Source organism: Klebsiella sp. 141162 (assembly GCF_050600755.1).
Classification (GTDB): Bacteria; Pseudomonadota; Gammaproteobacteria; order Enterobacterales; family Enterobacteriaceae; genus Klebsiella; species Klebsiella aerogenes.
Window position 1 is genome coordinate 27,440 of sequence record NZ_JAQIRI010000003.1, and the last position, 23,948, is coordinate 51,387.

The following is a 23,948-nucleotide window of genomic DNA, read 5'->3' on the forward strand; positions in this document are numbered from 1 at the left end:
CTCCCCTCAGGAGAGAGCACGGGACTTAGGTTTTAATCCTGTGGATTATTTACCACGGGCTTCAATAACGGCCTGAGCAACGTTGTTCGGCGCATCATCATACTTCAGGAATTCCATGGTGTATGATGCACGACCTTTGGTCAGAGAACGCAGCTGAGTTGCATATCCGAACATTTCAGACAGCGGAACTTCAGCGTGGATCTTAACGCCAGTTACTTCAGATTCTTGACCGCGCAGCATGCCGCGACGACGGCTCAAGTCACCGATTACGTCACCGGTGTTCTCTTCCGGAGTTTCTACTTCAACCTTCATGATCGGCTCAAGCAGAACTGGTTTCGCTTTCTTAAAGCCTTCTTTAAAGGCGATAGAAGCGGCCAGTTTAAACGCCAGCTCAGAGGAGTCAACGTCGTGGTAAGAACCGAAGTGCAGACGGATACCCATATCAACTACCGGGTAACCAGCCAGCGGACCAGCTTTCAGCTGTTCCTGGATGCCTTTATCAACGGCCGGGATGTATTCGCCAGGGATTACACCACCTTTAATGTCGTTGATGAACTCGTAACCTTTCGGGTTAGAGCCCGGCTCCAGCGGGTACATGTCGATCACAACGTGACCGTACTGACCACGACCACCAGACTGCTTGGCGTGTTTACCTTCAACATCGGTAACTTTCTGGCGAATCGCTTCGCGGTAAGCAACCTGAGGTTTACCGACGTTCGCTTCAACGTTGAATTCACGCTTCATACGGTCAACGATGATGTCGAGGTGCAGCTCACCCATACCGGCGATGATGGTCTGGTTAGACTCTTCGTCAGTCCATACGCGGAATGACGGGTCTTCTTTAGCCAGACGACCCAGAGCCAGACCCATTTTTTCCTGGTCAGCTTTGGTTTTCGGCTCAACGGCGATGGAGATTACCGGCTCAGGGAATTCCATACGCTCCAGAATGATCGGCGCATCCGGGTCACACAGGGTGTCACCAGTGGTTACGTCTTTCAGACCGATAGCGGCAGCGATATCGCCCGCGCGAACTTCTTTGATCTCTTCACGTTTGTTAGCGTGCATCTGAACGATACGACCGAAACGCTCACGTGCAGCTTTCACGGAGTTCAGTACGGTATCACCAGAGTTAACCACACCGGAGTACACACGGAAGAAGGTCAGGTTACCAACAAACGGGTCGGTAGCGATTTTGAACGCCAGTGCAGAGAACGGCTCGTCGTCGCTTGCGTGACGCTCAGCCGGGGTATCTTTACCGTCGTCCAGGATGCCGTTGATTGCCGGAACATCAACCGGGGATGGCAGGTAATCAATTACCGCATCCAGCATCGCCTGAACACCTTTGTTCTTGAACGCAGAACCACAGGTTACCAGGATGATTTCGTTGTTCAGAACGCGCTGACGCAGAGCTTTTTTGATCTCTTCTTCAGTCAGTTCTTCACCACCCAGGTATTTTTCCATCAGCTCTTCGGAAGCTTCCGCAGCGGACTCGATCAGGTTCTGGTGCCATTCGTCAGCCAGGTCCTGCATGTCAGCCGGGATATCTTCGTATTCGAAGGTAACGCCCTGGTCTGCATCGTTCCAGTTGATGGCTTTCATTTTCACCAGGTCAACAACACCGGTGAAACCTTCTTCAGCACCAATTGCCAGCTGCAGCGGAACCGGGTTCGCGCCCAGACGGGTTTTGATCTGACCAACAACTTTCAGGAAGTTCGCACCCATGCGGTCCATTTTGTTAACGAACGCAATGCGTGGAACTTTATATTTGTTTGCCTGACGCCATACGGTTTCAGACTGCGGCTGAACACCACCAACTGCGCAGTAAACCATTACCGCACCATCAAGAACACGCATGGAACGTTCTACTTCGATAGTGAAGTCAACGTGCCCCGGGGTGTCGATGATGTTTACACGGTGCGGTTCATACTGTTTAGCCATACCAGACCAGAATGCAGTAGTCGCAGCGGAAGTGATGGTGATACCACGTTCCTGCTCCTGCTCCATCCAGTCCATGGTAGCGGCGCCGTCATGAACTTCACCGATTTTGTGGTTTACACCGGTGTAGAACAGAATACGTTCGGTAGTAGTGGTTTTACCGGCGTCGATGTGCGCACTGATACCGATGTTACGGTAGCGTGCGATGGGTGTTGTACGAGCCATTTGATTCCTCGTTTATTTCTTTAGGCGTTCAGTTAAGTTATCCAGAGCGGGCGACTCATCTGAAACGCCCGCCTGGTGACTATGACTCCGAAGGGATTACCAACGGTAGTGTGCGAACGCCTTGTTGGCTTCGGCCATACGGTGAACGTCTTCACGTTTCTTAACTGCAGTACCTTTGTTGTCTGCAGCGTCAGTGAGTTCGTTCGCCAGGCGCAGAGCCATGGATTTATCACCGCGTTTACGAGCAGCTTCAACGATCCAACGCATTGCCAGGGCATTACGACGAACCGGACGTACTTCAACTGGAACCTGATAAGTAGAACCACCTACGCGGCGGGACTTAACTTCGACAGTCGGGCGCACGTTTTCGAGCGCAACTTCGAAGGCTTCCAGTTCAGTTTTACCAGAGCGCTGAGCCAGGGTCTCCAGCGCGCTGTATACGATAGTTTCTGCAGTAGATTTTTTACCATCTACCATCAGGATATTTACAAATTTAGCCAGCAGTTCTGATCCGAACTTCGGATCCGGCAGAATTTTACGCTGACCAATGACGCGACGACGTGGCATGGAAATACTCCGTTGTTAATTCAGGATTGTCCAAAACTCAAAGAGTTTAGTTTGACATTAATATAAAACGTTTGGCCTTACTTAACGGAGAACCATTAAGCCTTAGGACGCTTCACGCCGTACTTGGAGCGAGCCTGCTTACGGTCTTTAACGCCGGAGCAGTCAAGCGCACCACGAACGGTGTGGTAACGAACACCCGGAAGGTCTTTAACACGACCGCCACGGATCAGGATCACGGAGTGCTCCTGCAGGTTGTGACCTTCACCACCGATGTAGGAGGTGACTTCGAAACCGTTAGTCAGACGCACACGGCAAACTTTACGCAGTGCGGAGTTCGGTTTCTTAGGAGTGGTGGTATATACGCGAGTACATACGCCACGTTTCTGCGGGCAGGCTTCCAGCGCCGGCACGTTGCTCTTTGCAACTTTGCGCGCGCGTGGTTTGCGTACCAGCTGGTTAACTGTTGCCATTAAATAGCTCCTGGTTTTAGCTTTTGCTTCGTAAACACGTAATAAATCGCCTCATATAATATGAGGACGCAGAATTTTAGGGCGGTGCCGAAAAGGTGTCAAGAAATATACAACGATCCCGCCATTACCAGGCCAACTGACCTTCATGTTTGACCGTAAGACTGACGAAATCAGTATAGTCAACCCTGACGACACTGTCCGCAATTTGACCAGCCAGCCCGCGGGCTTCGATATCGTCTTGCAGAGCATGTAGGGTTATGGGGGCGGATTGCAGGATTTCAAGGAAACGGCCGCCGTCAATCGCCGCAACCACGCCATCGGAGAGCAGCAGCAGATCGTCACCTGGCTTCACCAGACGCAGCATCGCATCGATATCGGCGTGCCAGGGAGAGACACTTAGAGTATGAAGCATGTGGGCCTCAGAATCGTAGAATCACGTTGAACTCGTCAAGCCGGGCGCGCAGCGCTTCTGGCTCGAGGCTTTCTGCATCCACCACCCACGGCGTATCGGCGGCCAGACCGCGTTCGCGGGCAGACGCCGCGCATAGCCAACACTGTTCGATGTCATACAGCGATAACAGCTTGAAGGTGGCGATATAATCACGGGCGAGGATTTTTCCCGGCTGCTGGCCAGGGATAATCTGAAACACGCCGTCGCCGACAAAGAAGACGCCGAGATCATCGGTAAGCGCCGAGGTCGCCAGTAAGGCGTCCAGCCCTTCCCTGCCGGCTGCGCTGCCGTGCGGCGCGGAAGAAAATACGAAAGCCACGCGTTTCATCAGAACTGCACCATTCTATCGCAGGTTAACGACGCTTCAGCCAGCGCGCCTAGTCCGCTTAAGGTGAATCCCGGCTGCAGATTCTGCGCCGGCAAACCAAGCTGCTGCGCTTCGCGTTCATCGGTCACGCCGCGGCGTAGCGCGGCTGCCACGCAAATGTGCAGCGCAACGGCATGTTCATCATGCAGGCGCTGCCAGTGACGCACCAGATCTACCTCATCGCTGGCAGGGGCCGTCAGCTGATTGGCGTTGTAGACTCCTTCGCGATAGAAAAACACGCAGGCCAGTTCATGCCCTGCGTTAATAACCGCCTGCGCAAACTGCCACGCGCTACTGGCCTGCTGAGTACCGTAGGCAGGCCCGGTTACCGTGATGGCAAAACGCATTACTTATCGAGTCCCTGGAAATCACCGCTTTTAAACTGGCGGATGTAGAGGTACACCGTGTGTTTAGAGATATTCAGGCGATCGGCTACCTGGTTAATCGCATCTTTGATATCGAAGATGCCTTTCTCGTAAAGATTCAACACGATTTGGCGGTTTTTCGCGTTATTCGACACGTTGCGATCGGCATTCACCTCTTCAATGGTGAACTCCAGCGTTTGTGCGACCAGGTCATCTACCGACGAGGCGAAGTTGACCTGCGAGTTGACTTCCGGCGTTTCCGGCGGAATGAAAGTGCTCATAATCTGCGAGAACGGGACATCGAGGTTCATGTTGATACAAAGCAGACCAATCACCCGATGTTCGCGGTTACGTATGGCGATAGTCACCGATTTCATCAGCACGCCGCTTTTCGCGCGGGTAAAATAGCACTTCGATACGCTGCTATCCGCTCCCGTCATATCGTGCAGCATACGTAACGCCAGATCGGTAATCGGCGAGCCAATTTGGCGGCCGGTATGTTCACCGTTAGCGATACGAATAGCGGAGCATTTTAAATCCTGCAGTGAGTGCAGCACGATTTCACAGTGGGAGCCAATGAGCATCGCTAACCCGTCCACCACCGCTTCATAGGATTTTAGGATATCGAAGTCGGTCTGGTCGAAAGGACGTTGATCCAGCAGGTCAAGCTCGCTGGTTTCGTTGGTTAAAAGCGACCTGGACATGTAAAAAAGCACTCCTTTTCAGGAGCCTGTCGTTATCGTCAGGGCAGGCTCATCATCATTATTAAGCTATCTAAAGTAATACAGCGCCTGAGGAATTTTCCAGTTTTAATTATATCTGCTGCCAATAAAAAAGCCGCCGCCCCTGAAGGCGGCGGCTTATGGCAGATTACTTCTTAGCGTCTGCAGCCGGTGCTTCGGCAGCGGCTTCTGGCTTAGCATCAGCCTTCGGAGCCGGTTTGATGTCCAGCAGTTCTACATCGAATACCAGCGTAGAGTTAGCCGGGATACCCGGAACGCCAGTTTTGCCGTAAGCCAGATCCGGTGGGATGACCAGCTTGATTTTGCCGCCTTTTTTGATGTTTTTCAGGCCTTCGGTCCAGCCCGGGATAACGCCATCAAGACGGAAAGAGAGCGGCTCGCCGCGGGTGTAAGAGTTGTCGAACTCTTTACCATCGATCAGCGTACCTTTGTAGTTCACCACGACGGTATCGCTGTCTTTCGGCGCATCGCCGGTACCGGCTTTCTCGACTTTATACATCAGGCCGGATTTAGAAGTTTTCACGCCCTTCTCTTTAGCGAAGGCGTCACGGAACGCTTTGCCTTTGGCATCGTTCTCAGTCGCATCTTTTTCCATCTTCTGCTGAGCGGCGGTTTTCACGCGGGTCTCAAAGGACTGCAGAGTGGTTTCAATTTCTTTGTCGGACAGTTTGCTCTTATCGGCAAACGCATCCTGCACACCGGCGATCAGCTGGTCTTTATCCAGTTTGATACCCAGCTTCTCTTGTTCTTTCAGGGAGTTTTCCATGTAACGGCCGAGGGATGCACCCAGCGCATAAGCGGATTTTTGATCGTCATTTTTAAATGCCGATTTGCTGTCCGCCGCCGGTGCGGCTTTTGCTGCGGTATCGGCAGCAAAGGTCAGCGGTGCATTCAGGGCAACGGCCATCGTGGTCGCCAGCAGCGTTACTTTAAACAGTGATTTCATCCATTTCTCCAGGGCCGGGGCATCTCACCCCAGGGTTATCATAAAAAGCAAAAAACGTACTATAGAACGTTGCAGAACAAATCTACATACGGACCTACCTGAATATCGCCTCATTTCAGACTATTTTTGTATGAATTAGTTTCCTCTCTGACGTTACGATGCTGCGTTAACGCGGAAACTTGAGTAGAATCCGCCCGCAAACAAGACAGAAGAGGCGACCTATGAACGATAGCACAATGGAGACGCGTCTGGCGGAACTGGAAAGCCGACTGGCGTTTCAGGAGATCACCATCGAGGACCTCAACAAAACCGTCACGGCGCATGAAATAGAAATGGCCAAAATGCGCGAACATATGCGCTTGATGATCGAAAAACTGAAAGCGACGCAGCCGTCGCACATCGCGTCACAGTCTGAAGAGACGCCGCCTCCGCATTATTGAGACGTAAAAAAAGCGGGTCTCCCCGCTTTTTTTAGCTATTCGCGCGAACGCGACGCCATTAGTGGCAACCGCAACCGCCGTTACCGCAACCACCTTTGCCGTGTTCATGGTCGTGACCATGATCGTGGCCGTGGCCGCCGCAGCAACCGTCATGACCGTGGTCATGATCGTGATCGTGGCCATGAGCGCCGTGTACGTGACCGTGTTCCAGCTCTTCTGCAGTGGCTTCGCGCAGGGCGACAACTTCTACGTTGAACTTCAGATTCTGGCCAGCCAGCATGTGGTTGCCGTCAACCACCACGAAATCGTCGCCGACTTCGGTGATTTCTACCGGTACCGGACCCTGGTCGGTTTCAGCCAGGAAGCGCATGCCAACCTGCAGTTCGTCAACGCCCATGAAGACGTCTTTAGGAACGCGCTGAACCAGGTTTTCGTCATACTGGCCGTACGCGTCATTCGCGCCGACTTCGACATCAAATTTGTCGCCCACTTCGTGGCCGTTTAATGCGTTTTCCAGGCCGGAAATCAGGGAACCGTGACCATGCAGGTAGTCCAGCGGCGCACTCACCGGAGACTCATCAACCAACACACCGTCTTCTGTACGTACCTGATAGGCCAGGCTGACCACCAGGTCTTTTGCTACTTTCATGATATCTCCTGAGCATGGGAAGAATAGTGGCGCAGATTGTAGCGGAATTCTGCAGCCGTGTACCCTCTAGCTTAAAAAAAGGCGACAGATAACGCTAGTCCGGATGAAAAATGCCGATCACTTGCTCTTCTTTGCGAACGTGTTCGCGGACCTCTTTATCGGCCTCGCGCATCTGATGTCCGCACTTAACGCACTCAACAATATCGACATTATTCTCGCGCCACATCGCCAGTGAATCCTGTGCCTGGCACGCCGGACATTTTGCGCCGGCAATAAAACGTTTACGTACCGCCATTTTGCTCTACCTTCTATTCAAACTCGTCCCAGCCGTCCAGCTGCCGGCTTTCTTTCTGCATCTCACGCTCAAAAATCTCTTCCAGCTCGCGCCGGGCTTCCCGCACGCGGGATATCTGTACGGTATCAGTATGCACCGGCATTAACTCGCGAAGCATTCGCATATCGAGGCGTCGAAAGTGTAACTGAGCGCGCTGCGCCTGATGCGGATGCATTCCCAGAGTCACCAGCGCCTTGCGCCCCAATTCCAGGGCGCTGGAGAAGGTTTCACGCGAGAACTGCGTCACGCCGGCCTGTAATAGCTCATGCGCCTCTACGCGCCCCCGTGCTCGCGCCAGAATATGCAGGTGGGGAAAATGCTGTTGGCACATCTCCACCAGCTTCATGGTATCTTCCGGCTCGTTGCAGGTAATCACGATCGACTGCGCCTCTTCCGCCCCCGCCGAGCGCAGCAGCTCAAGCTGCGTCGCATCGCCGAAATAGACTTTGTAGCCATATTTGCGCATCAGGTTAACCGCGCTGATATCGCGTTCAAGCACGGTAATACGCATTTTATTAGCCATCAGCAGACGCCCAATCACCTGACCAAAACGCCCGAAACCGACGATAATCACCTGTGGCTTATCATCCTCGACCCACGGCGCCTCATCGGTATCTTCCGCCGGGTTAAGCCGTCGCGACAGCACTTTATCAATGATCTTCATCAGGAGCGGCGTGGTCATCATCGATAAGGTTACGGTAACCAGCAGCAGCGCCATCTGATCGTTATGGAACAGTTTCTGCGAAGCCGGCATGGAAAAGAGAACAAAGGCGAACTCGCCGCCCTGGCTCAATACGCCGGCGAACTGCGTGCGCTCGGAGCTGCGCAAACCATATACCCGAGCCAATACATAGAGCACCAACGCTTTCACCGCCACCAGCGCGGCAACGCTTACCACCACCCACAGCAGATGGGTGTAGAGCACGCCAAGATTCAGCGCCATGCCGACGGAGATAAAAAACAGCCCCAGCAGCAGGCCTTTAAACGGCTCAATAGCGATTTCCAGCTCGTGGCGATATTCGCTTTCCGCCAGCAGCACGCCGGCGATAAACGTCCCCAGCGCCATCGACAGCCCCAGGGCGTCCATAAACAGCGCGGAACCCAGCACCAGCAGCAGCGTGGCGGCGGTGAAGACCTCACGCACGCCGGAACCAGCGATAAAGCGGAATACCGGGCGCAGCAGAAAACGGCCGCCAATCAGCATGCCGGCGAATGCCAGCACCTTCATCCCTACCGACATCCAGTTGAAGTTATCGTCGCCGTGTCCGGCGAGCAGCGGGACCAGCGCCAGCGCCGGGATCACCGCTAAATCCTGAAATAACAGAACTGAAAAACCCAGTTGGCCGGATTCGTTACGGCTCATTCCTTTCTCGCGCATCAGCTGCAGCGCCATCGCGGTAGAGGACATCGCCAGACCAATACCGCCCACTACGGCCGCCTGCCACGAAAACCCGGTGACCACCAGCAATCCGCCGAGGATCGCCGCGCTAAACAACACCTGCGCCGCGCCGACTCCGAATATTGAGTTGCGCAGTTGCCACAGTTTGGCGGGGTTGAGCTCAAGGCCGATGATAAACATGAGGAACACGACGCCCAGCTCGGAAAAGTGAAGAATTTCATCCACATCGCTAATAAACCCGAGCCCCCACGGGCCAATCGCAATCCCGGCCAGCAGGTAACCGAGTACGGCGCCAATACCCAGCCGGGCCGCCAGCGGAACCGCCACCACGGCGGCAAACAAAAACAGTACCCCTGCTAATAGCAAATCAGCTCCCGCCATTGGCGCCTCCTGTTGCAACAGGATTCGCGAGCCAATCGCGGTACGCGCGGGCGTGGCTTTGCAAATCTTCCGGCCGCTGTCGGCGCGCCCAGTAGACAATAATCGGACTCAGCCAGTGCATGCGGCACATGCCGGCCGTTAACTCAAAAGGGCGCAGAATATCGTTCATCGGATAGCGGTTAGCATCGCGGCGGTAAGCGCTCTCCGGCTCGCCGGTGGTGATCACGCTACGCCAGTACTTTCCCGCCAGTTGATTTCCTCCCGCGCCGCTGGCGAAGCCGCGGCTCAGCACCCGGTCCAGCCACTCTTTCAACAATGCCGGACAGCTCCACGTATACAGCGGATGTTGGAACACAATCACCTGATGCTGACGCAGGAGATCCTGCTCATGGGCGATATCAATAAAAAAATCTGGATAGTGCGCATAAAGATCGTGCACGGTGACATTCGGCAACTGTAAAGCCGGTTCAAGCAACACCCGGTTGGCCACGGAATCCTGAGATTCTGGGTGGGCATACAGCAGCAACACTTTCGCTGTCTGAGACATCATTCCCCTCCCGAACGTCATCTGGCGGCTTGCGAAGCGGCTGCGTCTCGACGCAACCAGAATGACTTTGTCTATCGTCTTCATTTTGGGCTACCATTGCGGCCCAATGGAGCGTTTCGCTTCCACACTACATTATCATAAAGACAAATTAACATAGTCTGAACATACGGCGCCTTATGATTGTTTTCTCCTCGTTACAAATTCGTCGCGGCGTACGCGTCCTGCTGGACAACGCCACCGCCACCATCAATCCTGGCCAGAAGGTCGGTCTGGTGGGTAAAAACGGCTGCGGTAAATCTACGTTGCTTTCGCTTTTGAAAAACGAGATAAGCGCCGACGGCGGTTCCATGACCTTCCCGAGCAACTGGCAGCTGGCGTGGGTTAATCAGGAAACGCCGGCCCTACCGCTGCCGGCTATTGATTATGTTATTGATGGCGATCGCGAGTTCCGCAAGCTGGAAGCCGATTTACAGCAGGCCAATGAGCGCGACGACGGCCATGCCATCGCCACCGTCCACGGTAAGCTGGATGCGATTGACGCCTGGACGATTCGTTCCCGCGCCGCCAGCCTGCTGCACGGCCTTGGTTTCAGTAACGAACAGCTCGATCGGCCGGTCAGTGATTTCTCCGGCGGCTGGCGTATGCGCTTAAACCTCGCGCAGGCGCTGATCTGCCGTTCCGATCTGCTGCTGCTCGACGAACCGACCAACCACCTCGATCTTGATGCGGTGATCTGGCTGGAAAAGTGGCTAAAGGGCTATAACGGTACGCTGATCCTGATTTCCCACGATCGTGATTTCCTCGATCCGATCGTCGATAAAATTATTCATATCGAACAGCAAACGATGTTCGAATACACCGGTAACTACAGCTCGTTTGAAATCCAGCGCGCGACCCGTCTGTCACAGCAGCAGGCCATGTATGAAAGCCAGCAGCAGCGCGTAGCCCACTTGCAGAGCTACATCGACCGTTTCCGCGCCAAAGCCACCAAAGCGAAGCAGGCGCAGAGCCGTATCAAAATGCTTGAGCGTATGGAGCTTATCGCCCCGGCGCACGTCGATAACCCGTTCCACTTCAGCTTCCGCGCGCCGGAAAGTCTACCGAACCCGTTACTCAAGATGGAGAAAGTCAGCGCCGGCTACGGCGAACGAATTATTCTCGACTCCATCAAGCTGAATCTGGTACCCGGTTCGCGTATCGGTCTGCTGGGGCGCAACGGCGCCGGTAAATCAACGCTGATTAAGCTGCTGGCCGGCGAACTACAGCCGCTGTCCGGTGAAATTGGCCTGGCTAAGGGCATTAAGCTCGGTTACTTCGCCCAGCATCAGCTCGAATTCCTGCGCGCCGATGAGTCGCCGATACAGCATCTGGCCCGCCTGGCGCCGCAGGAGCTGGAACAAAAATTGCGCGACTACCTCGGCGGCTTTGGATTCCAGGGGGATAAAGTCAGCGAAGAGACCCGCCGTTTCTCCGGCGGCGAAAAAGCGCGTCTGGTGCTGGCGTTAATCGTCTGGCAGCGCCCTAACCTGCTGCTGCTCGATGAACCGACCAACCACCTTGATCTTGATATGCGCCAGGCCTTGACCGAAGCGCTGATCGACTTCGAAGGGGCGCTGGTCGTGGTCTCGCACGATCGCCACCTGATCCGCTCCACCACTGACGATCTGTACCTCGTACACGACGGCAAAGTCGAACCCTTTGATGGCGATCTGGAAGATTATCAGCAGTGGCTGAGCGATTCGCAGAAGCTGGAAAACCAGACCTCTGAAGCGCCAAAGGATAACGGCAATAGCGCGCAGGCGCGTAAGGATCAAAAACGCCGCGAAGCCGAACTGCGTACGCAAACGCAACCGCTGCGTAAAGAGATTGCCCGTCTGGAAAAAGAGATGGATAAACTCAACGCGCAGCTGGCGCAGGCGGAAGAGAAACTGGGCGACAGCGAGTTGTATGACGCCTCGCGCAAAGCGGAATTAACCGCATGCCTGCAGCAGCAGGCGAGCGCCAAATCAGGGCTCGAAGAGTGTGAGATGGCGTGGCTCGACGCGCAGGAACAGCTGGAGCGGATGCTGCAGGAAAGTTAATGAGTAACCGCCCGGCGGTGAGAGAAAATTCATCGTCGGGACTTTCTGCTTAGGCATCCCGGGAGACTTTCCGAAATTCATCGCTCAGCCATTCTCTTGAGTCATTTTCATGTAATCTATACCGATTACCCGCAAGACCACATATTGGCTAACCGCCCACTTTTATGCGCGGTATAGTGTTCTAAAAGTTTCTTAATAATCCTGGTACTATGGTTGAAATAACCCCGACAGCAGTGACGCCCCCCGATAACGACTCGCGTGAATTCCATCCGATGCGCGGCGTGGGCAATCGTCATCTGCAAACCATGCTGCCGCGGATCATCCGCCGCAAGCTCCGATTTACGCCGCACTGGCAACGCCTTGAGCTGCCGGATGGCGATTTCGTCGATCTGGCCTGGAGCGAAGACCCCGCCGGCGCGCGCCACAAACCGCGACTGGTGGTCTTTCACGGTCTGGAAGGCAGCCTGCACAGCCCTTACGCCCACGGTTTAATTCACGCCGCCATGCAGCGCGGCTGGCTCGGGGTGGTGATGCATTTTCGCGGTTGCAGCGGCGAGCCGAATCGCAACAGTCGTATTTATCACTCTGGCGAAACGGAAGACGGTACCTGGTTCCTGCACTGGCTGCAGCGCGAATTCGGCGCCGCGCCGACGGCGGCGGTAGGCTATTCGCTTGGCGGCAACATGCTGGGCTGTCTGCTGGCGAAAGAAGGCGACAATATTCCGCTCGATGCAGCCGTCATTGTCTCGGCGCCCTTTATGCTGGAAGCCTGCAGCTACCATATGGACAAAGGATTTTCGCGCGTCTATCAGCGTTACCTGCTCAACCTGCTGAAAGCCAACGCCGCGCGCAAGCTGAAAGCCTATCCAGGCTCGCTGCCGGTCGATCTTCGCCAGCTTAAAAGCATGCGCCGCATCCGCGAATTCGACGACATGATCACCGCCAAAATCCACGGTTTCGCCGATGCGCTAGACTATTACCGACAGTGCAGCGCGATGCCGCGCTTAAGCGATATCACCAAGCCGACGCTGATCATTCACGCGAAAGACGATCCGTTTATGGACCATCATTCAATTCCGCCGCAGGAACAACTGCCGGCTAACGTCGAATATCAGCTCACGGAACAGGGCGGCCACGTTGGCTTTGTCGGCGGTACGCTGCGAAAACCGCAAATGTGGCTGGAGCAACGTATTCCGGATTGGTTAACCCGCTGGCTGGGAGGACAAGCATGATTATTCCCTGGCAGGATCTCGATCCCGAAACGCTGGATAATCTGATTGAAAGCTTTGTGTTGCGCGAAGGCACCGATTATGGTGAACATGAACGTTCGCTTGCCGATAAAGTCGCCGATGTAAAACAGCAGCTTAAAACCGGGGAGGCCGTGCTGGTGTGGTCAGAACTGCACGAGACGGTCAACATCATGCCCCGCAAGATGTTTAACGGCTAAGCGCCATGCCCCTCTAACCGCGAGTGCCTGGCGCGATACGGCGACACACCATCACTTAATCAGGGAGTTGTTATGTCTGCCAAACATCCAGTGATCGCAGTCACGGGCTCCAGCGGCGCGGGCACCACCACCACCAGCCTCGCGTTTCGCAAAATTTTCTCGCAACTGAACCTGCATGCCGCGGAGGTCGAAGGGGATAGCTTCCATCGCTATACTCGCCCGGAAATGGACATGGCGATCCGCAAGGCGCGCGATCAGGGCAAACACATCAGCTACTTTGGCCCGGAAGCCAACGACTTCAGCCTGCTTGAACGCACCTTTTTAGAGTACGGCGAATTCGGCAAGGGCCAGTCGCGAAAATATCTCCATACCTACGATGAAGCGGTTCCCTGGAATCAGGTTCCCGGCACCTTTACCCCATGGCAACCGCTGCCTGAACCGACCGACGTGTTGTTTTATGAAGGGCTGCACGGCGGCGTGGTGACGCCGCAGCATGACGTGGCGAAACATGTCGACCTGCTGGTCGGCGTGGTGCCGATCGTCAACCTTGAATGGATCCAGAAGCTCATTCGCGATACCAGCGAACGCGGCCATTCGCGCGAAGCGGTGATGGACTCGGTGGTGCGTTCGATGGAAGACTATATCAATTTCATCACCCCGCAGTTCTCACGCACCCATATCAACTTCCAGCGTGTGCCGACGGTCGATACCTCGAATCCGTTTGCCGCCAAAGGCATTCCATCGCTCGACGAAAGCTTCGTGGTGATTCACTTTCGCAATTTGCAGGGGATTGATTACCCCTGGCTGTTGGCGATGCTACAGGGGTCGTTTATCTCGCATATGAACACCCTGGTGGTGCCAGGCGGTAAGATGGGGCTGGCGATGGAGCTCATTATGGCGCCGCTGGTCGAGCGCTTGATGGAAGGCAAAACCATTAGTTAAGGGCAAAATAAAACCCCGGCCGCCGTGCTGCCGGGGTTAGCGTCCCGCTACATCAATTCGTCTCAGGCTTCGATCACTTCGTAAGAGTGGGTGATGTTGACGGCCTTTTCCAGCATCAGGGCCACCGAGCAGTACTTCTCCGCGGATAAATCCACCGCACGGGACACCGCCGCATCCTTCAGCTCTTTGCCGGTGACGATAAAGTGCAGATTGATATGGGTGAACAGGCGCGGCGCCTCTTCACGGCGTTCAGAAGTCAGCTTCACTTCGCAGTTGGTGACGTTTTGACGCCCTTTTTGCAGGATAGACACCACGTCAATTGCGCTACAGCCGCCCGCCGCCATCAGCACCATTTCCATCGGGCTGGGCGCTTTGTCCCCGGAGTTGCCATCCATTAAAATCTGGTGGCCGGAGGCCGACTCACCGATGAAGGTTAGACCTTCCACCCATTTCACACGCGCTTGCATAAAATTTAACTCCGCTGTTGCAATTTTCCTGACAGATTACGCGCACATAACAAATCTCGCAACGGAAGGCGACCTGGGTCATGCTGAAGCGAGACACCAGGAGACATGCGGTGAAAGCTATGCTAAAACAGTCTGGATGCTACAGTAATACATTGATGTACCGCATGTATGCTGAGGAGTTCACATTACAGGCTGCATAAATTGAGCAGCCAGCTTCCCAGGCATAGGGAAAAATACGATTGCATGCCCGGATGCCGTGTAGTGTCGGCGTCCGGAGATAGCTTATAACAGAGGATAACCGCGCATGGTGCTTGGCAAACCGCAAACAGACCCTACCCTTGAATGGTTCTTGTCTCATTGCCACATTCATAAGTACCCATCAAAGAGCACGCTGATTCACCAGGGTGAGAAAGCGGAAACGCTTTACTACATCGTAAAAGGCTCCGTGGCTGTACTCATCAAGGATGAAGAAGGTAAAGAGATGATCCTCTCTTACCTCAACCAGGGCGATTTCATCGGTGAATTAGGCCTGTTTGAAGAAGGTCAGGAACGTAGTGCCTGGGTACGTGCGAAAACCGCATGTGAAGTGGCCGAGATCTCTTACAAAAAATTCCGTCAGTTAATCCAGGTGAACCCGGACATCCTGATGCGCCTCTCTTCTCAGATGGCGCGTCGTCTGCAGGTCACTTCCGAGAAAGTCGGTAACCTTGCTTTCCTCGACGTGACGGGCCGTATCGCTCAGACCTTACTGAATCTGGCGAAACAGCCTGATGCCATGACCCACCCGGACGGGATGCAGATCAAAATCACCCGCCAGGAAATTGGCCAGATCGTCGGCTGTTCTCGTGAGACGGTTGGCCGTATTCTGAAGATGCTGGAAGATCAAAATCTGATCTCCGCACACGGTAAAACTATCGTCGTCTACGGTACCCGTTAAGTCGCTAAACGGCGTATTGCTCCGCGCAGTACGCCGTTTTTGTTTCTCCCATGTGGCGCAGGCTGATTTACCACCCGGAAGTCAACTATGCACTGCGGCAAACGCTGGTGCTGTGTCTACCTGTGGCCATCGGGCTTATGCTCGGCCATCTGCAGCAGGGGTTGCTGTTCTCATTAGTTCCTGCCTGTTGCAATATCGCCGGTCTCGACACCCCGCATAAACGCTTTTTCAAACGCCTGATCGTTGGCGGCTGCCTGTTTGCCGGCAGCAGCCTGATTGTGCAATTGCTTCTGGCGCGGGAAATCCCTCTGCCGCTTATCCTCAGCGCGCTGGCGCTGATTCTCGGCGTGACGGCGGAAATCAGTTCGCTGCACGCTCGCCTGTTGCCGGCATCGCTTATCGCCGCCATTTTTACCTTAAGCCTGGCCGGCAATATGCCCATCTGGGAGCCGCTGCTTATCTATGCGCTGGGAACCTTGTGGTACGGACTCTTTAACTGGTTCTGGTTTTGGCTCTGGCGGGAGCAGCCGCTGCGCGAGTCGTTAAGCCTGCTTTACCGCGAACTGGCTAATTATTGCGAGGCCAAATATAGCCTCCTGACGCAGCACACTGACCCGACGACCTCCCTGCCGCCGCTGCTTACCCGCCAGCAGAAGGTGGTCGATTTAATTACCCAATGCTACCAGCAGATGCATATGTTAGCCGCCAACCAGCGTAGCGATCATAAGCGCCTGCTGCGCGCGTTCCAGGTTGGGCTGGATCTGCAGGAACATATTTCAGTGAGCCTGCACCAGCCGGAAGAGGTGCAAAAACTGGTGGAGCGCAGCCATGCGGAAGCGGTTATCCGCTGGAACGCGCAGACCGTCGCCGCGCGTCTGCGGGTGCTGGCGGATGATATTCTCTACCACCGCTACCCGCGTCGCTTCCAGATGGATAAGCAAATCGGCGCGCTGGAAAAAATCGCTTATCAGCATTCCGATAACCCGGTAGGCCAGTTCTGCGCCTGGCACTTCAGTCGTATCGCCCGCGTGCTGCGCACCCAGCGCCCGCTGTACGCACGGAATCTGATGGCGGATAAAGAACGGCGCCTACCGCTACTACCGGCGCTGAAGAACTACCTGTCATTGAAATCCCCGGCGCTGCGCAACGCCGCGCGCATCAGCGTAATGTTGAGCATCGCCAGCCTGATGGGCAGCGCCCTACATCTGCCGAAGCCGTACTGGATCCTGATGACCGTGCTGTTCGTGACGCAAAACGGTTACGGCGCCACCCGCGTGCGGATTGTCCACCGGGCGGCAGGCACCCTGGCGGGCCTGGTGATCGCCTGGCTGACCCTACATTTCCACGTACCGGAGAGCTACACGTTAAGCGGTATGTTGTTCATCACGCTGCTGAGCTATCTCATCATCCGTAAACACTACGGCTGGGCGATGGTGGGCTTTACCGTCACCGCGGTATATACCCTGCAGTTGCTAACGCTTAACGGCGAGCAGTTCATCGTCGCCCGCTTTATCGATACCATCATTGGCTGTCTGATCGCCTTTGGCGGAATGGTCTGGCTATGGCCGCAATGGCAGAGCGGCCTGCTACGTAAAAACGCCCACGATGCCCTGGAGGCCGATCAGGAGGCTATTCGGCTGATCCTTAGCGCCGATCCGCAGGCCCCGGCGTTGGCCTACCAACGTATGCGCGTCAACCAGGCGCACAACGCCCTGTATAACTCGCTTAACCAGGCGATGCAGGAACCGGGCTTTAACTCGCACTATCTGGAAGATATGAAGCTGTGGGTAACCCATAGCCAGTTTATCGTTGAGCATATCAACGCCATGACCACGCTGGCACGCGAGCATACGATGCTAACGCCTGACCTGGCGCAGCGGTATCTGGAGTCTTGTGAAATTGCCCTGCAGCGCTGTCAGCAGCGTCTGGATTCAGACGGGCCGGGCAGCGCGGGCGATGTGAATATTATGGAATCCCAGGACGGGGAAGTGTTGCGTGGGCCGCTCAGCACCCTTGAGCAGCATTTGCAGCGGATCCTCGGCCATCTGAACACCATGCACACCATTTCGTCGGTGGCATGGCGTCAGCGTCCGCATCACGGCATCTGGCTACGCACGACTAAGCGCTAAGTACGTTTTTAACCGCCTGCGCGAAGCGCGCCATCCCTTCGGCGATATCGCTATCATCAATCACCAGCGACGGCACAAAGCGCATTACGTCCGGCCCGGCGTTTAACACCATCACCCCGGCCTCCGCCGCAGCATAGAGGAAATCGCGCGCGCGTCCGTGATGCTGCGGCTTAAGCGCGGCGCCGATTAACAGTCCCATGCCGCGGATGTCGCTGAACAGATCAAACTGCGCATCGATCTGCTGCAGGTGTTCGACAAACAGCGCCCGTTTGGCATTGACGCCCGCCAGCACCTGCGGCGTGTTAATCAGGTTGAAAGCCGCGGTCGCCACCGCACAGGCCAGCGGATTGCCGCCGTAGGTGGAGCCATGGGAACCGGCATGGAAGGCGCTGGCGATTTCATTGGTGGTTAACATCGCGCTAATCGGGAAACCGCCCCCGAGCGCTTTCGCGCTGGTCAGGATGTCCGGCGTCACGCCGTAATGCATATAGGCGAACAATGAACCGGTACGGCCCATACCGCACTGCACTTCATCAAATACCAGCAGCGCCTGATGCTGGTCGCACAGATCGCGCAGCCCCTGCAGGAACGCTGGCGTCGCCGCCATCACCCCGCCCTCGCCCTGAATCGGCTCAACCACCACCGCGCAGGTATGGTCATCGATCACCGCTTTCACCGCCTCGAGATCGTTAAATGGAACATGCACGATATCTGCCGGTTTCGGCCCGAAACCGTCAGAGTATTTCGGCTGACCGCCGACCGAGACGGTGAACAGCGACCGTCCGTGGAAAGCATTATGGAAAGCGATGATTTTGGTTTTGTACGGACTATGGCGAGTGATCGCGTAATGACGCGCCAGCTTGAACGCCGTTTCGTTGGCTTCCGTTCCGGAGTTCATAAACACCACGCGCTCGGCAAAAGTGGCATCTACCAGCTGGCGCCCCAGGCGCAGCGCCGGCTCGTTGGTAAAAACGTTGCTGGTGTGCCACAGGGTCTCGCCCTGCTCGTGCAGCGCCGCCACCAGCGCCGGGTGACAGTGGCCCAGCGCGGTCACCGCAATCCCGCCGGCAAAATCAACGTACTCTTTGCCCTGCTGATCCCAAACGCGGCTGCCTTTCCCCTTCACCGGAATAAACTCCGCCGGTGCATAAATCGGCAGAATGACTTCATCGAATGTGGCGCGGGTGATTGCCGGTTGATCTGTTGCCATGTGATGCCCATCCTTCTGTGTAATGTGCAATGATTGCGATGTTTTAATCACAAAATATGCATAATAAATCACATCATGGCAACTACAAATCAGCGTTTAAGGAAGTTTTCCAGCAACTGGTGTCCCTGTTCGCTAAGAATGCTCTCCGGGTGGAACTGCACGCCTTCGAGATCCCACTGGCGATGGCGGATACCCATGATTTCACCGCTGGCGCTGCGGGCGGTAACGATAAAATCCGCGGGAAGGGTCGGCGGGTCGATAACTAATGAATGGTAGCGCGTAACGGTAAGCGGGTTGTTTAGTCCCTGAAAAACGCCCTCGCCGTTGTGCTCAATCAGCGACGTTTTACCATGCATGACCTGCGCGGCGCGTACGATGGTGGCGCCAAAGACCTGGGCGATGGCCTGATGACCCAGACACACGCCGAGCAGCGGTGTTTTACCGGCATAGCGGCGGATAACGTTCAGCGAAATACCGGACTCATCCGGCGTGCAGGGGCCCGGCGAAATGACGATTTTCTCCGGCGCCAGCGACGCTATCTCTTCCAGCGTTAACTCATCGTTACGCTTAACCAGCACCTCCGCCCCCAGTTCACAAAAGTACTGGTACAGATTCCAGGTGAAAGAGTCATAGTTATCGATTAGCAGGATCATAGCGGCTCCGGAAAAAACAAAACCGGGCTATTCTACTCAGATTCCCGCGCTTCGCTCACCACTTTACGAAAGATCCGCTCCAGCGGCTCCGGGTCGCCCATCGCGCCCAGCTGGTTAGCCTGGCTCCACGCATCCGGATCGATGCCCCGCCAGTCGAGCAGGTAACCGGCGTGAATGGCCAACTGTTCGAAGAAGATCCTTTGCGTCAGGCCGTTGCCAAGGCGGAAAGGATGCAGGACATTGATTTCGCCGTAGTACCAGCTCAGGCGCTCGACGAAGGTCTCCCGGGGCAGTTCACACAGATAGTCCTCTTCTTCCAGCTTGCGCATCAGCGCGTTGCCCTCTTTCTCTATCCACGCGAAGTGGCAAAATGGCGTATCGCCCTGGTAGATATCGATTTCCCGCAGTTTGCCCGCCCAGTCAAAGAGATCCTGATAAAGTTGCCGGTGAATGGCGCAGAGATGCGGTAAACCGCGGCCGCGCGGGCCCAACGGGATCGTCGCCGCACGCAGCGAAGTGAATTCCCATACAGTTTGTTCCAGCCGTTGCGCCTGATGGATACCCAGCCGGTTACGCAGCACATCCAGCGCCGGATAGAGATAGGGGTCGCGACCGTCGCCATATTTATCGCTCATGACGCCTCCTCAGCTCGGCAAGACGCGCCAGCGCTTCCTCAGCCGTCAGGCTAACCAGCGGTACCGTCGCGCCTTCAAGGCGTCTGCTGGCCTGAAAATTGGCGTTGCGGGTCTGTTCCCAGAGCCGGGATTTTTGCTTATCGGTGAGTAAACGCATGGTCGCCTCCCTTATCGTCCCCTGTGTGCCACAAGTATAAGCAGCAATTTCGGGTTACGCAGAGAGGCAAGCCAGGCGCAGGCGGACCGCCCGCGCCAGAAGAGGGTTACGGCAGCACTTTCGCCGAAAGAATAACGACCGGTTTGGACGGAACATTTTGGTACGGGCCAACGTTGTGGGTCGGAACCTGAGAGATTTTGTCGGCGACGTCCATACCCTTCACCACTTTACCAAATACCGCGTAGCCAAAATCACGCTGGCCGTGGTCGAGGAAGGCGTTATCCGCCACGTTGATGAAGAACTGGCTGGTCGCGCTGTCCTGATCGGCGGTACGCGCCATGGCGATCGTCCCGCGGGTATTACGCAGGCCATTGTCGGCTTCGTTTTTAATCGGCGGGTTAGGCTGCTTTTGCTGCATCTGCTCGTTAAAGCCGCCGCCCTGCACCATAAAGCCTGGGATCACCCGGTGGAAGGTCGTGTTGTTATAGAAACCGCTGTTCACGTACTTCAGGAAGTTATCGACAGAAATCGGCGCCTTCTGGCTATTCAGCTCCAACTCGATGTTGCCAGCAGAAGTGGTCAGCAGTACGTGCGGGTCGCCCTTGGCCGCCATGGCGGGGGAGAATGCTGAAATGGCGAATACGGCAGCCATCGCCGCCAGAGTGGATTTGAGCATGGAAATTCCTTAACGGAGCAGAGTAAAAAGCAAGTGCCTTGATTCTAAAGAGCCTTTGCATAGCGGGCTAGCCTTTTACCTAATTTTACTTAGCTGAAACACTTGTTACGAACTGACTCAATCCTCTCACCGATCACTAATGTGACTGATATCACATAAATCCATGCAATAAATTCTACATTTCAATATAAACGTTTGCCTTCATCACTTGAATGAATAAAATCTGTGCGCCCGGCGCAGCGTCAACGCGCTTTACCTATCTATTCACAGGCCTGTCATGACTAACAGCAATCGTATCAAGCTCACATGGATCAGCTTTTTCTCCTACGCCCTGACCGGCGCGTTGGTGATCGTCACCGGGATGGTGATGGGGAACATCGCAGATTATTTCCATCTGCCGGTGTCCAGTATGAGTAACACCTTTACCTTCCTCAATGCCGGTATTCTGATTTCTATCTTTCTCAATGCCTGGCTGATGGAGATCGTGCCGCTGAAAACCCAGCTGCGCTTCGGCTTTATCCTGATGCTGTTAGCCATCGCCGGGCTGATGTTCGGCCACAGCCTGACGCTGTTCTCCGCGTCGATGTTCGTGCTCGGTCTGGTCAGCGGGATCACCATGTCGATCGGGACTTTCCTGATTACCCACATGTATGAAGGCCGCCAGCGCGGTGCGCGTCTGCTGTTCACGGACTCCTTCTTCAGCATGGCAGGGATGATCTTCCCGATGGTCGCCGCCGTTCTGCTGGCGCGCAGCATCGAGTGGTACTGGGTTTACGCCTGTATCGGCCTGGTCTACGTCGCTATTTTCGTGCTGACTTTCGGCTGTGAGTTCCCGGTGCTTGGCAATAAAGCGCTGGCGGAAAACAGCCAGCCGGTAGTGAAAGAGAAATGGGGCATCGGCGTGCTGTTCCTTTCCATCGCCGCGCTATGCTACATCCTCGGCCAGTTGGGCTTTATCTCCTGGGTACCAGAGTATGCCAAAGGCCTCGGCATGAGCCTCGGCGATGCCGGTAACCTGGTCAGCGATTTCTGGATGTCCTATATGATCGGCATGTGGTCGTTCAGCTTCATCCTGCGCTTCTTCGACCTGCAGCGCATCCTGACCGTGCTGGCGGGCCTGGCGACAGTCCTGATGTATCTGTTCATTAACGGTTCGCCGGAGCATATGCCGTGGTTCATCCTGACCCTTGGCTTCTTCTCCAGCGCCATCTATACCTCGATCATTACCCTGGGCTCGCAGCAGACCAAAGTCGCTTCACCGAAGCTGGTGAACTTCATTCTGACCTGCGGCACCATCGGCACCATGCTGACCTTCGTGGTGACCGGGCCGATCGTCGCGGCTAGCGGCCCGCTGGCCGCGCTGCATACCGCGAACGGCCTCTATGCCGTGGTATTCGTGATGTGTCTGCTCCTTGGCTTCGTTTCCCGCCACCGTCAAAACGCGTCGGCGCACTAAGCCTTAGGCCCCTTTGCTTCGGCAAAGGGGCTATTTTTGGTAAAAAACAGCTCCTCGCCGCCTTTATCGGTCTGTATCCACGTCTGCGCCAGCTGCGTTGTCGCAATAACCCTTCCCTGACGAATTGACCAACGTACCGGCACCTGGCAGCGTACGGCTTCAAAACCGTTTTCCGCCGGCAAGATCACCAGATTAGCCGGGTTGCCGGTAGCGATGCCGTAATCATTGAGCCCAAAGGTTCTGGCGCTGTTGTGGGTAATCAGCTGTAGACTGTCGTTAATCTGCTGATAGCCCATCAGTTGGCAAACGTGCAGCCCCATATGCAGCACCTGTAGCATGTTGCCGGTTCCCAACGGATACCATGGGTCGAACACATCATCGTGGCCAAAACAGACATTAATGCCGGCCGCCATCAGCTCCTTGACCCGCGTCACGCCGCGCCGCTTCGGGTAGTCATCAAAGCGCCCCTGCAGATGAATATTGACCAGCGGGTTGGCGACGAAGTTAATGCCCGAGAGTTTTAACAGGCGGAACAGCCGCGAGGTATAAGCGCCATTGTAGGAGTGCATCGCAGTCGTATGACTCGCGGTCACCCGGGGGCCGATTCCCTCTTTTAACGCCAGCGCGGCGACCGTTTCGACAAAGCGTGACTGTTCATCGTCAATTTCATCGCAGTGGATATCCAGCGGACGCTGGTATTTCTGCGCCAGACGGAAGGCGATATGCAGCGATTCCACTCCGTATTCACGAGTAAATTCGAAATGCGGGATCGCCCCGACCACATCGGCGCCCAGCCGTAATGCCTCCTCCAGCAAACTCTCACCATTGGGGTAGGATAAAATCCCTTCCTGGGGGAAGGCGACTATCTGCAAATCGACCCACGGCGCTACCTCTTGTTTGACTTCCAGCATCGCTTTCAGCGCGGTCAACGATGGGTCAGAAACATCGACATGGGTGCGAACAAACTGGATGCCGTTGGCGATTTGCCAGCGCAGCGTTTTCCACGCACGGGCTTTCACATCCTCATGGCTTAGCAGCGCTTTACGCTCGGCCCAACGCTCAATCCCTTCGAACAGCGTCCCGGACTGGTTCCAGTTTGGCTCTCCCGCCGTCTGCGTGGTATCGAGATGAATGTGCGGTTCGATAAACGGCGGGATGGCCAATCCGCCGCGGGCGTTAAGCACTTCGTAGCTCTCGCTGCGTGCCTCTCCCATCGGCGTAATGTCGCCGAATCGCCCTTTATCAATCGCAATCTGCCACAACCCTTCCCTCTTTGGCAGATGGACGTTCTGAATTAACCACAGCGGCGTTGTCGACATAGTTTGCTCCCCTGAATATT

General features: G+C 55.4%; 27 protein-coding genes. 8 read left to right on the forward strand and 19 right to left on the reverse strand.

Annotated elements, in window-relative coordinates:
- Positions 1–45: 45 nt before the first annotated feature.
- From fusA to fkpA, 8 genes are all read right to left on the reverse strand, one after another.
- Positions 46–2,160, reverse strand: coding sequence for an elongation factor G (gene fusA, locus PGR23_RS11335; RefSeq protein WP_045375915.1), 2,115 nt, complete (start codon positions 2,158–2,160; stop codon positions 46–48).
- Between the two features lie 96 nt (positions 2,161–2,256).
- The gene (gene rpsG / locus PGR23_RS11340) at positions 2,257–2,727 is read right to left on the reverse strand and encodes a 30S ribosomal protein S7 (RefSeq protein WP_015369416.1); all 471 of its coding nucleotides are present in this window, start codon (positions 2,725–2,727) and stop codon (positions 2,257–2,259) included.
- 95 nt (positions 2,728–2,822) lie between these two features.
- A complete protein-coding gene (gene rpsL / locus PGR23_RS11345) occupies positions 2,823–3,197 on the reverse strand; it encodes a 30S ribosomal protein S12 (protein WP_000246815.1) in 375 nt (124 codons plus the stop codon).
- Positions 3,198–3,321: 124 nt separating this feature from the next.
- Positions 3,322–3,609, reverse strand: a complete 288-nt coding sequence (tusB, locus tag PGR23_RS11350; RefSeq protein ID WP_045394886.1) for a sulfurtransferase complex subunit TusB — start codon at positions 3,607–3,609, stop codon at positions 3,322–3,324.
- 7 nt (positions 3,610–3,616) lie between these two features.
- Positions 3,617–3,976, reverse strand: a complete 360-nt coding sequence (gene tusC, locus PGR23_RS11355; protein WP_045394885.1) for a sulfurtransferase complex subunit TusC — start codon at positions 3,974–3,976, stop codon at positions 3,617–3,619.
- On the reverse strand, positions 3,976–4,362 hold the full coding sequence (tusD, locus tag PGR23_RS11360) for a sulfurtransferase complex subunit TusD (RefSeq protein ID WP_045394884.1): 387 nt from the start codon (positions 4,360–4,362) through the stop codon (positions 3,976–3,978). The genes tusC and tusD overlap by 1 nt, the downstream gene beginning before the upstream one ends.
- Positions 4,362–5,084: a helix-turn-helix transcriptional regulator gene (locus tag PGR23_RS11365; RefSeq protein ID WP_004868391.1), complete on the reverse strand. Its 723-nt coding sequence runs from the start codon at positions 5,082–5,084 to the stop codon at positions 4,362–4,364. Before PGR23_RS11365 ends, tusD begins: the two co-directional genes overlap by 1 nt.
- A 166-nt stretch (positions 5,085–5,250) precedes the next feature.
- Positions 5,251–6,069, reverse strand: a complete 819-nt coding sequence (gene fkpA / locus PGR23_RS11370) for an FKBP-type peptidyl-prolyl cis-trans isomerase (RefSeq protein ID WP_015369412.1) — start codon at positions 6,067–6,069, stop codon at positions 5,251–5,253.
- 221 nt (positions 6,070–6,290) lie between these two features.
- Here fkpA and PGR23_RS11375 point away from each other — a divergent pair, with 221 nt between their 5' ends.
- On the forward strand, positions 6,291–6,509 hold the full coding sequence (locus PGR23_RS11375) for a protein SlyX (protein WP_015369411.1): 219 nt from the start codon (positions 6,291–6,293) through the stop codon (positions 6,507–6,509).
- A 58-nt stretch (positions 6,510–6,567) separates the two neighbouring features.
- Here PGR23_RS11375 and slyD read toward each other — a convergent pair whose 3' ends face one another.
- From slyD to kefG, 4 genes are all read right to left on the reverse strand, one after another.
- Positions 6,568–7,158, reverse strand: a complete 591-nt coding sequence (slyD, locus tag PGR23_RS11380; protein ID WP_015369410.1) for a peptidylprolyl isomerase — start codon at positions 7,156–7,158, stop codon at positions 6,568–6,570.
- Between the two features lie 94 nt (positions 7,159–7,252).
- Positions 7,253–7,453, reverse strand: coding sequence for a YheV family putative zinc ribbon protein (locus PGR23_RS11385; RefSeq protein ID WP_004106389.1), 201 nt, complete (start codon positions 7,451–7,453; stop codon positions 7,253–7,255).
- A 13-nt stretch (positions 7,454–7,466) separates the two neighbouring features.
- Positions 7,467–9,272 carry a glutathione-regulated potassium-efflux system protein KefB gene (gene kefB / locus PGR23_RS11390; protein ID WP_047065852.1) on the reverse strand — a complete coding sequence of 602 codons (1,806 nt, stop codon included), beginning with the start codon at positions 9,270–9,272 and terminating at the stop codon, positions 7,467–7,469.
- A complete protein-coding gene (gene kefG / locus PGR23_RS11395) occupies positions 9,259–9,822 on the reverse strand; it encodes a glutathione-regulated potassium-efflux system ancillary protein KefG (protein ID WP_047065853.1) in 564 nt (187 codons plus the stop codon). The genes kefB and kefG overlap by 14 nt, the downstream gene beginning before the upstream one ends.
- 173 nt (positions 9,823–9,995) lie before the next feature.
- Here kefG and PGR23_RS11400 point away from each other — a divergent pair, with 173 nt between their 5' ends.
- The 4 genes from PGR23_RS11400 to PGR23_RS11415 all read left to right on the forward strand — a co-directional run bounded on the left by PGR23_RS11400 (position 9,996) and on the right by PGR23_RS11415 (position 14,289).
- Complete coding sequence (locus tag PGR23_RS11400; protein ID WP_396279352.1) at positions 9,996–11,900, forward strand: ABC transporter ATP-binding protein; 1,905 nt, start codon at positions 9,996–9,998, stop codon at positions 11,898–11,900.
- Between the two features lie 209 nt (positions 11,901–12,109).
- Complete coding sequence (locus tag PGR23_RS11405) at positions 12,110–13,132, forward strand: hydrolase (protein ID WP_045375901.1); 1,023 nt, start codon at positions 12,110–12,112, stop codon at positions 13,130–13,132.
- Positions 13,129–13,347, forward strand: coding sequence for a YheU family protein (locus tag PGR23_RS11410; RefSeq protein WP_015369405.1), 219 nt, complete (start codon positions 13,129–13,131; stop codon positions 13,345–13,347). The genes PGR23_RS11405 and PGR23_RS11410 overlap by 4 nt, the downstream gene beginning before the upstream one ends.
- Positions 13,348–13,419: 72 nt before the next feature.
- Entirely contained in the window at positions 13,420–14,289 is an 870-nt protein-coding gene (locus PGR23_RS11415) for a phosphoribulokinase (RefSeq protein WP_015369404.1), read from the forward strand.
- Positions 14,290–14,351: 62 nt separating this feature from the next.
- Here the strand turns inward: PGR23_RS11415 and PGR23_RS11420 are convergent, their stop codons facing one another.
- Positions 14,352–14,756, reverse strand: coding sequence for an OsmC family protein (locus PGR23_RS11420; RefSeq protein ID WP_015703648.1), 405 nt, complete (start codon positions 14,754–14,756; stop codon positions 14,352–14,354).
- Between the two features lie 304 nt (positions 14,757–15,060).
- Between PGR23_RS11420 and crp the strand changes: the two genes are divergently transcribed.
- A complete protein-coding gene (crp, locus tag PGR23_RS11425) occupies positions 15,061–15,693 on the forward strand; it encodes a cAMP-activated global transcriptional regulator CRP (RefSeq protein ID WP_000242758.1) in 633 nt (210 codons plus the stop codon).
- A 50-nt stretch (positions 15,694–15,743) separates the two neighbouring features.
- Positions 15,744–17,822: a YccS/YhfK family putative transporter gene (locus PGR23_RS11430; RefSeq protein WP_396279351.1), complete on the forward strand. Its 2,079-nt coding sequence runs from the start codon at positions 15,744–15,746 to the stop codon at positions 17,820–17,822.
- Here PGR23_RS11430 and argD read toward each other — a convergent pair.
- The 5 genes from argD to ppiA form a co-directional block, all read right to left on the reverse strand.
- On the reverse strand, positions 17,812–19,032 hold the full coding sequence (gene argD / locus PGR23_RS11435) for a bifunctional acetylornithine/succinyldiaminopimelate transaminase (protein ID WP_047078894.1): 1,221 nt from the start codon (positions 19,030–19,032) through the stop codon (positions 17,812–17,814). The genes PGR23_RS11430 and argD overlap by 11 nt on opposite strands.
- Positions 19,033–19,121: 89 nt before the next feature.
- Positions 19,122–19,685, reverse strand: coding sequence for an aminodeoxychorismate synthase component 2 (pabA, locus tag PGR23_RS11440; protein WP_396279350.1), 564 nt, complete (start codon positions 19,683–19,685; stop codon positions 19,122–19,124).
- 32 nt (positions 19,686–19,717) lie between these two features.
- Positions 19,718–20,320: a putative adenosine monophosphate-protein transferase Fic gene (locus PGR23_RS11445; RefSeq protein WP_047048022.1), complete on the reverse strand. Its 603-nt coding sequence runs from the start codon at positions 20,318–20,320 to the stop codon at positions 19,718–19,720.
- Positions 20,310–20,477: a YhfG family protein gene (locus PGR23_RS11450; protein ID WP_064571555.1), complete on the reverse strand. Its 168-nt coding sequence runs from the start codon at positions 20,475–20,477 to the stop codon at positions 20,310–20,312. The genes PGR23_RS11445 and PGR23_RS11450 overlap by 11 nt, the downstream gene beginning before the upstream one ends.
- 106 nt (positions 20,478–20,583) lie before the next feature.
- Complete coding sequence (gene ppiA / locus PGR23_RS11455) at positions 20,584–21,153, reverse strand: peptidylprolyl isomerase A (RefSeq protein ID WP_015369397.1); 570 nt, start codon at positions 21,151–21,153, stop codon at positions 20,584–20,586.
- Positions 21,154–21,430: 277 nt separating this feature from the next.
- Here ppiA and tsgA point away from each other — a divergent pair, with 277 nt between their 5' ends.
- A complete protein-coding gene (tsgA, locus tag PGR23_RS11460) occupies positions 21,431–22,609 on the forward strand; it encodes an MFS transporter TsgA (protein WP_396279349.1) in 1,179 nt (392 codons plus the stop codon).
- Here tsgA and PGR23_RS11465 read toward each other — a convergent pair.
- Complete coding sequence (locus PGR23_RS11465; protein ID WP_032715192.1) at positions 22,606–23,928, reverse strand: cytosine deaminase; 1,323 nt, start codon at positions 23,926–23,928, stop codon at positions 22,606–22,608. The two genes, tsgA and PGR23_RS11465, sit on opposite strands and share 4 nt — an antisense overlap.
- Positions 23,929–23,948 lie beyond the last annotated feature (20 nt).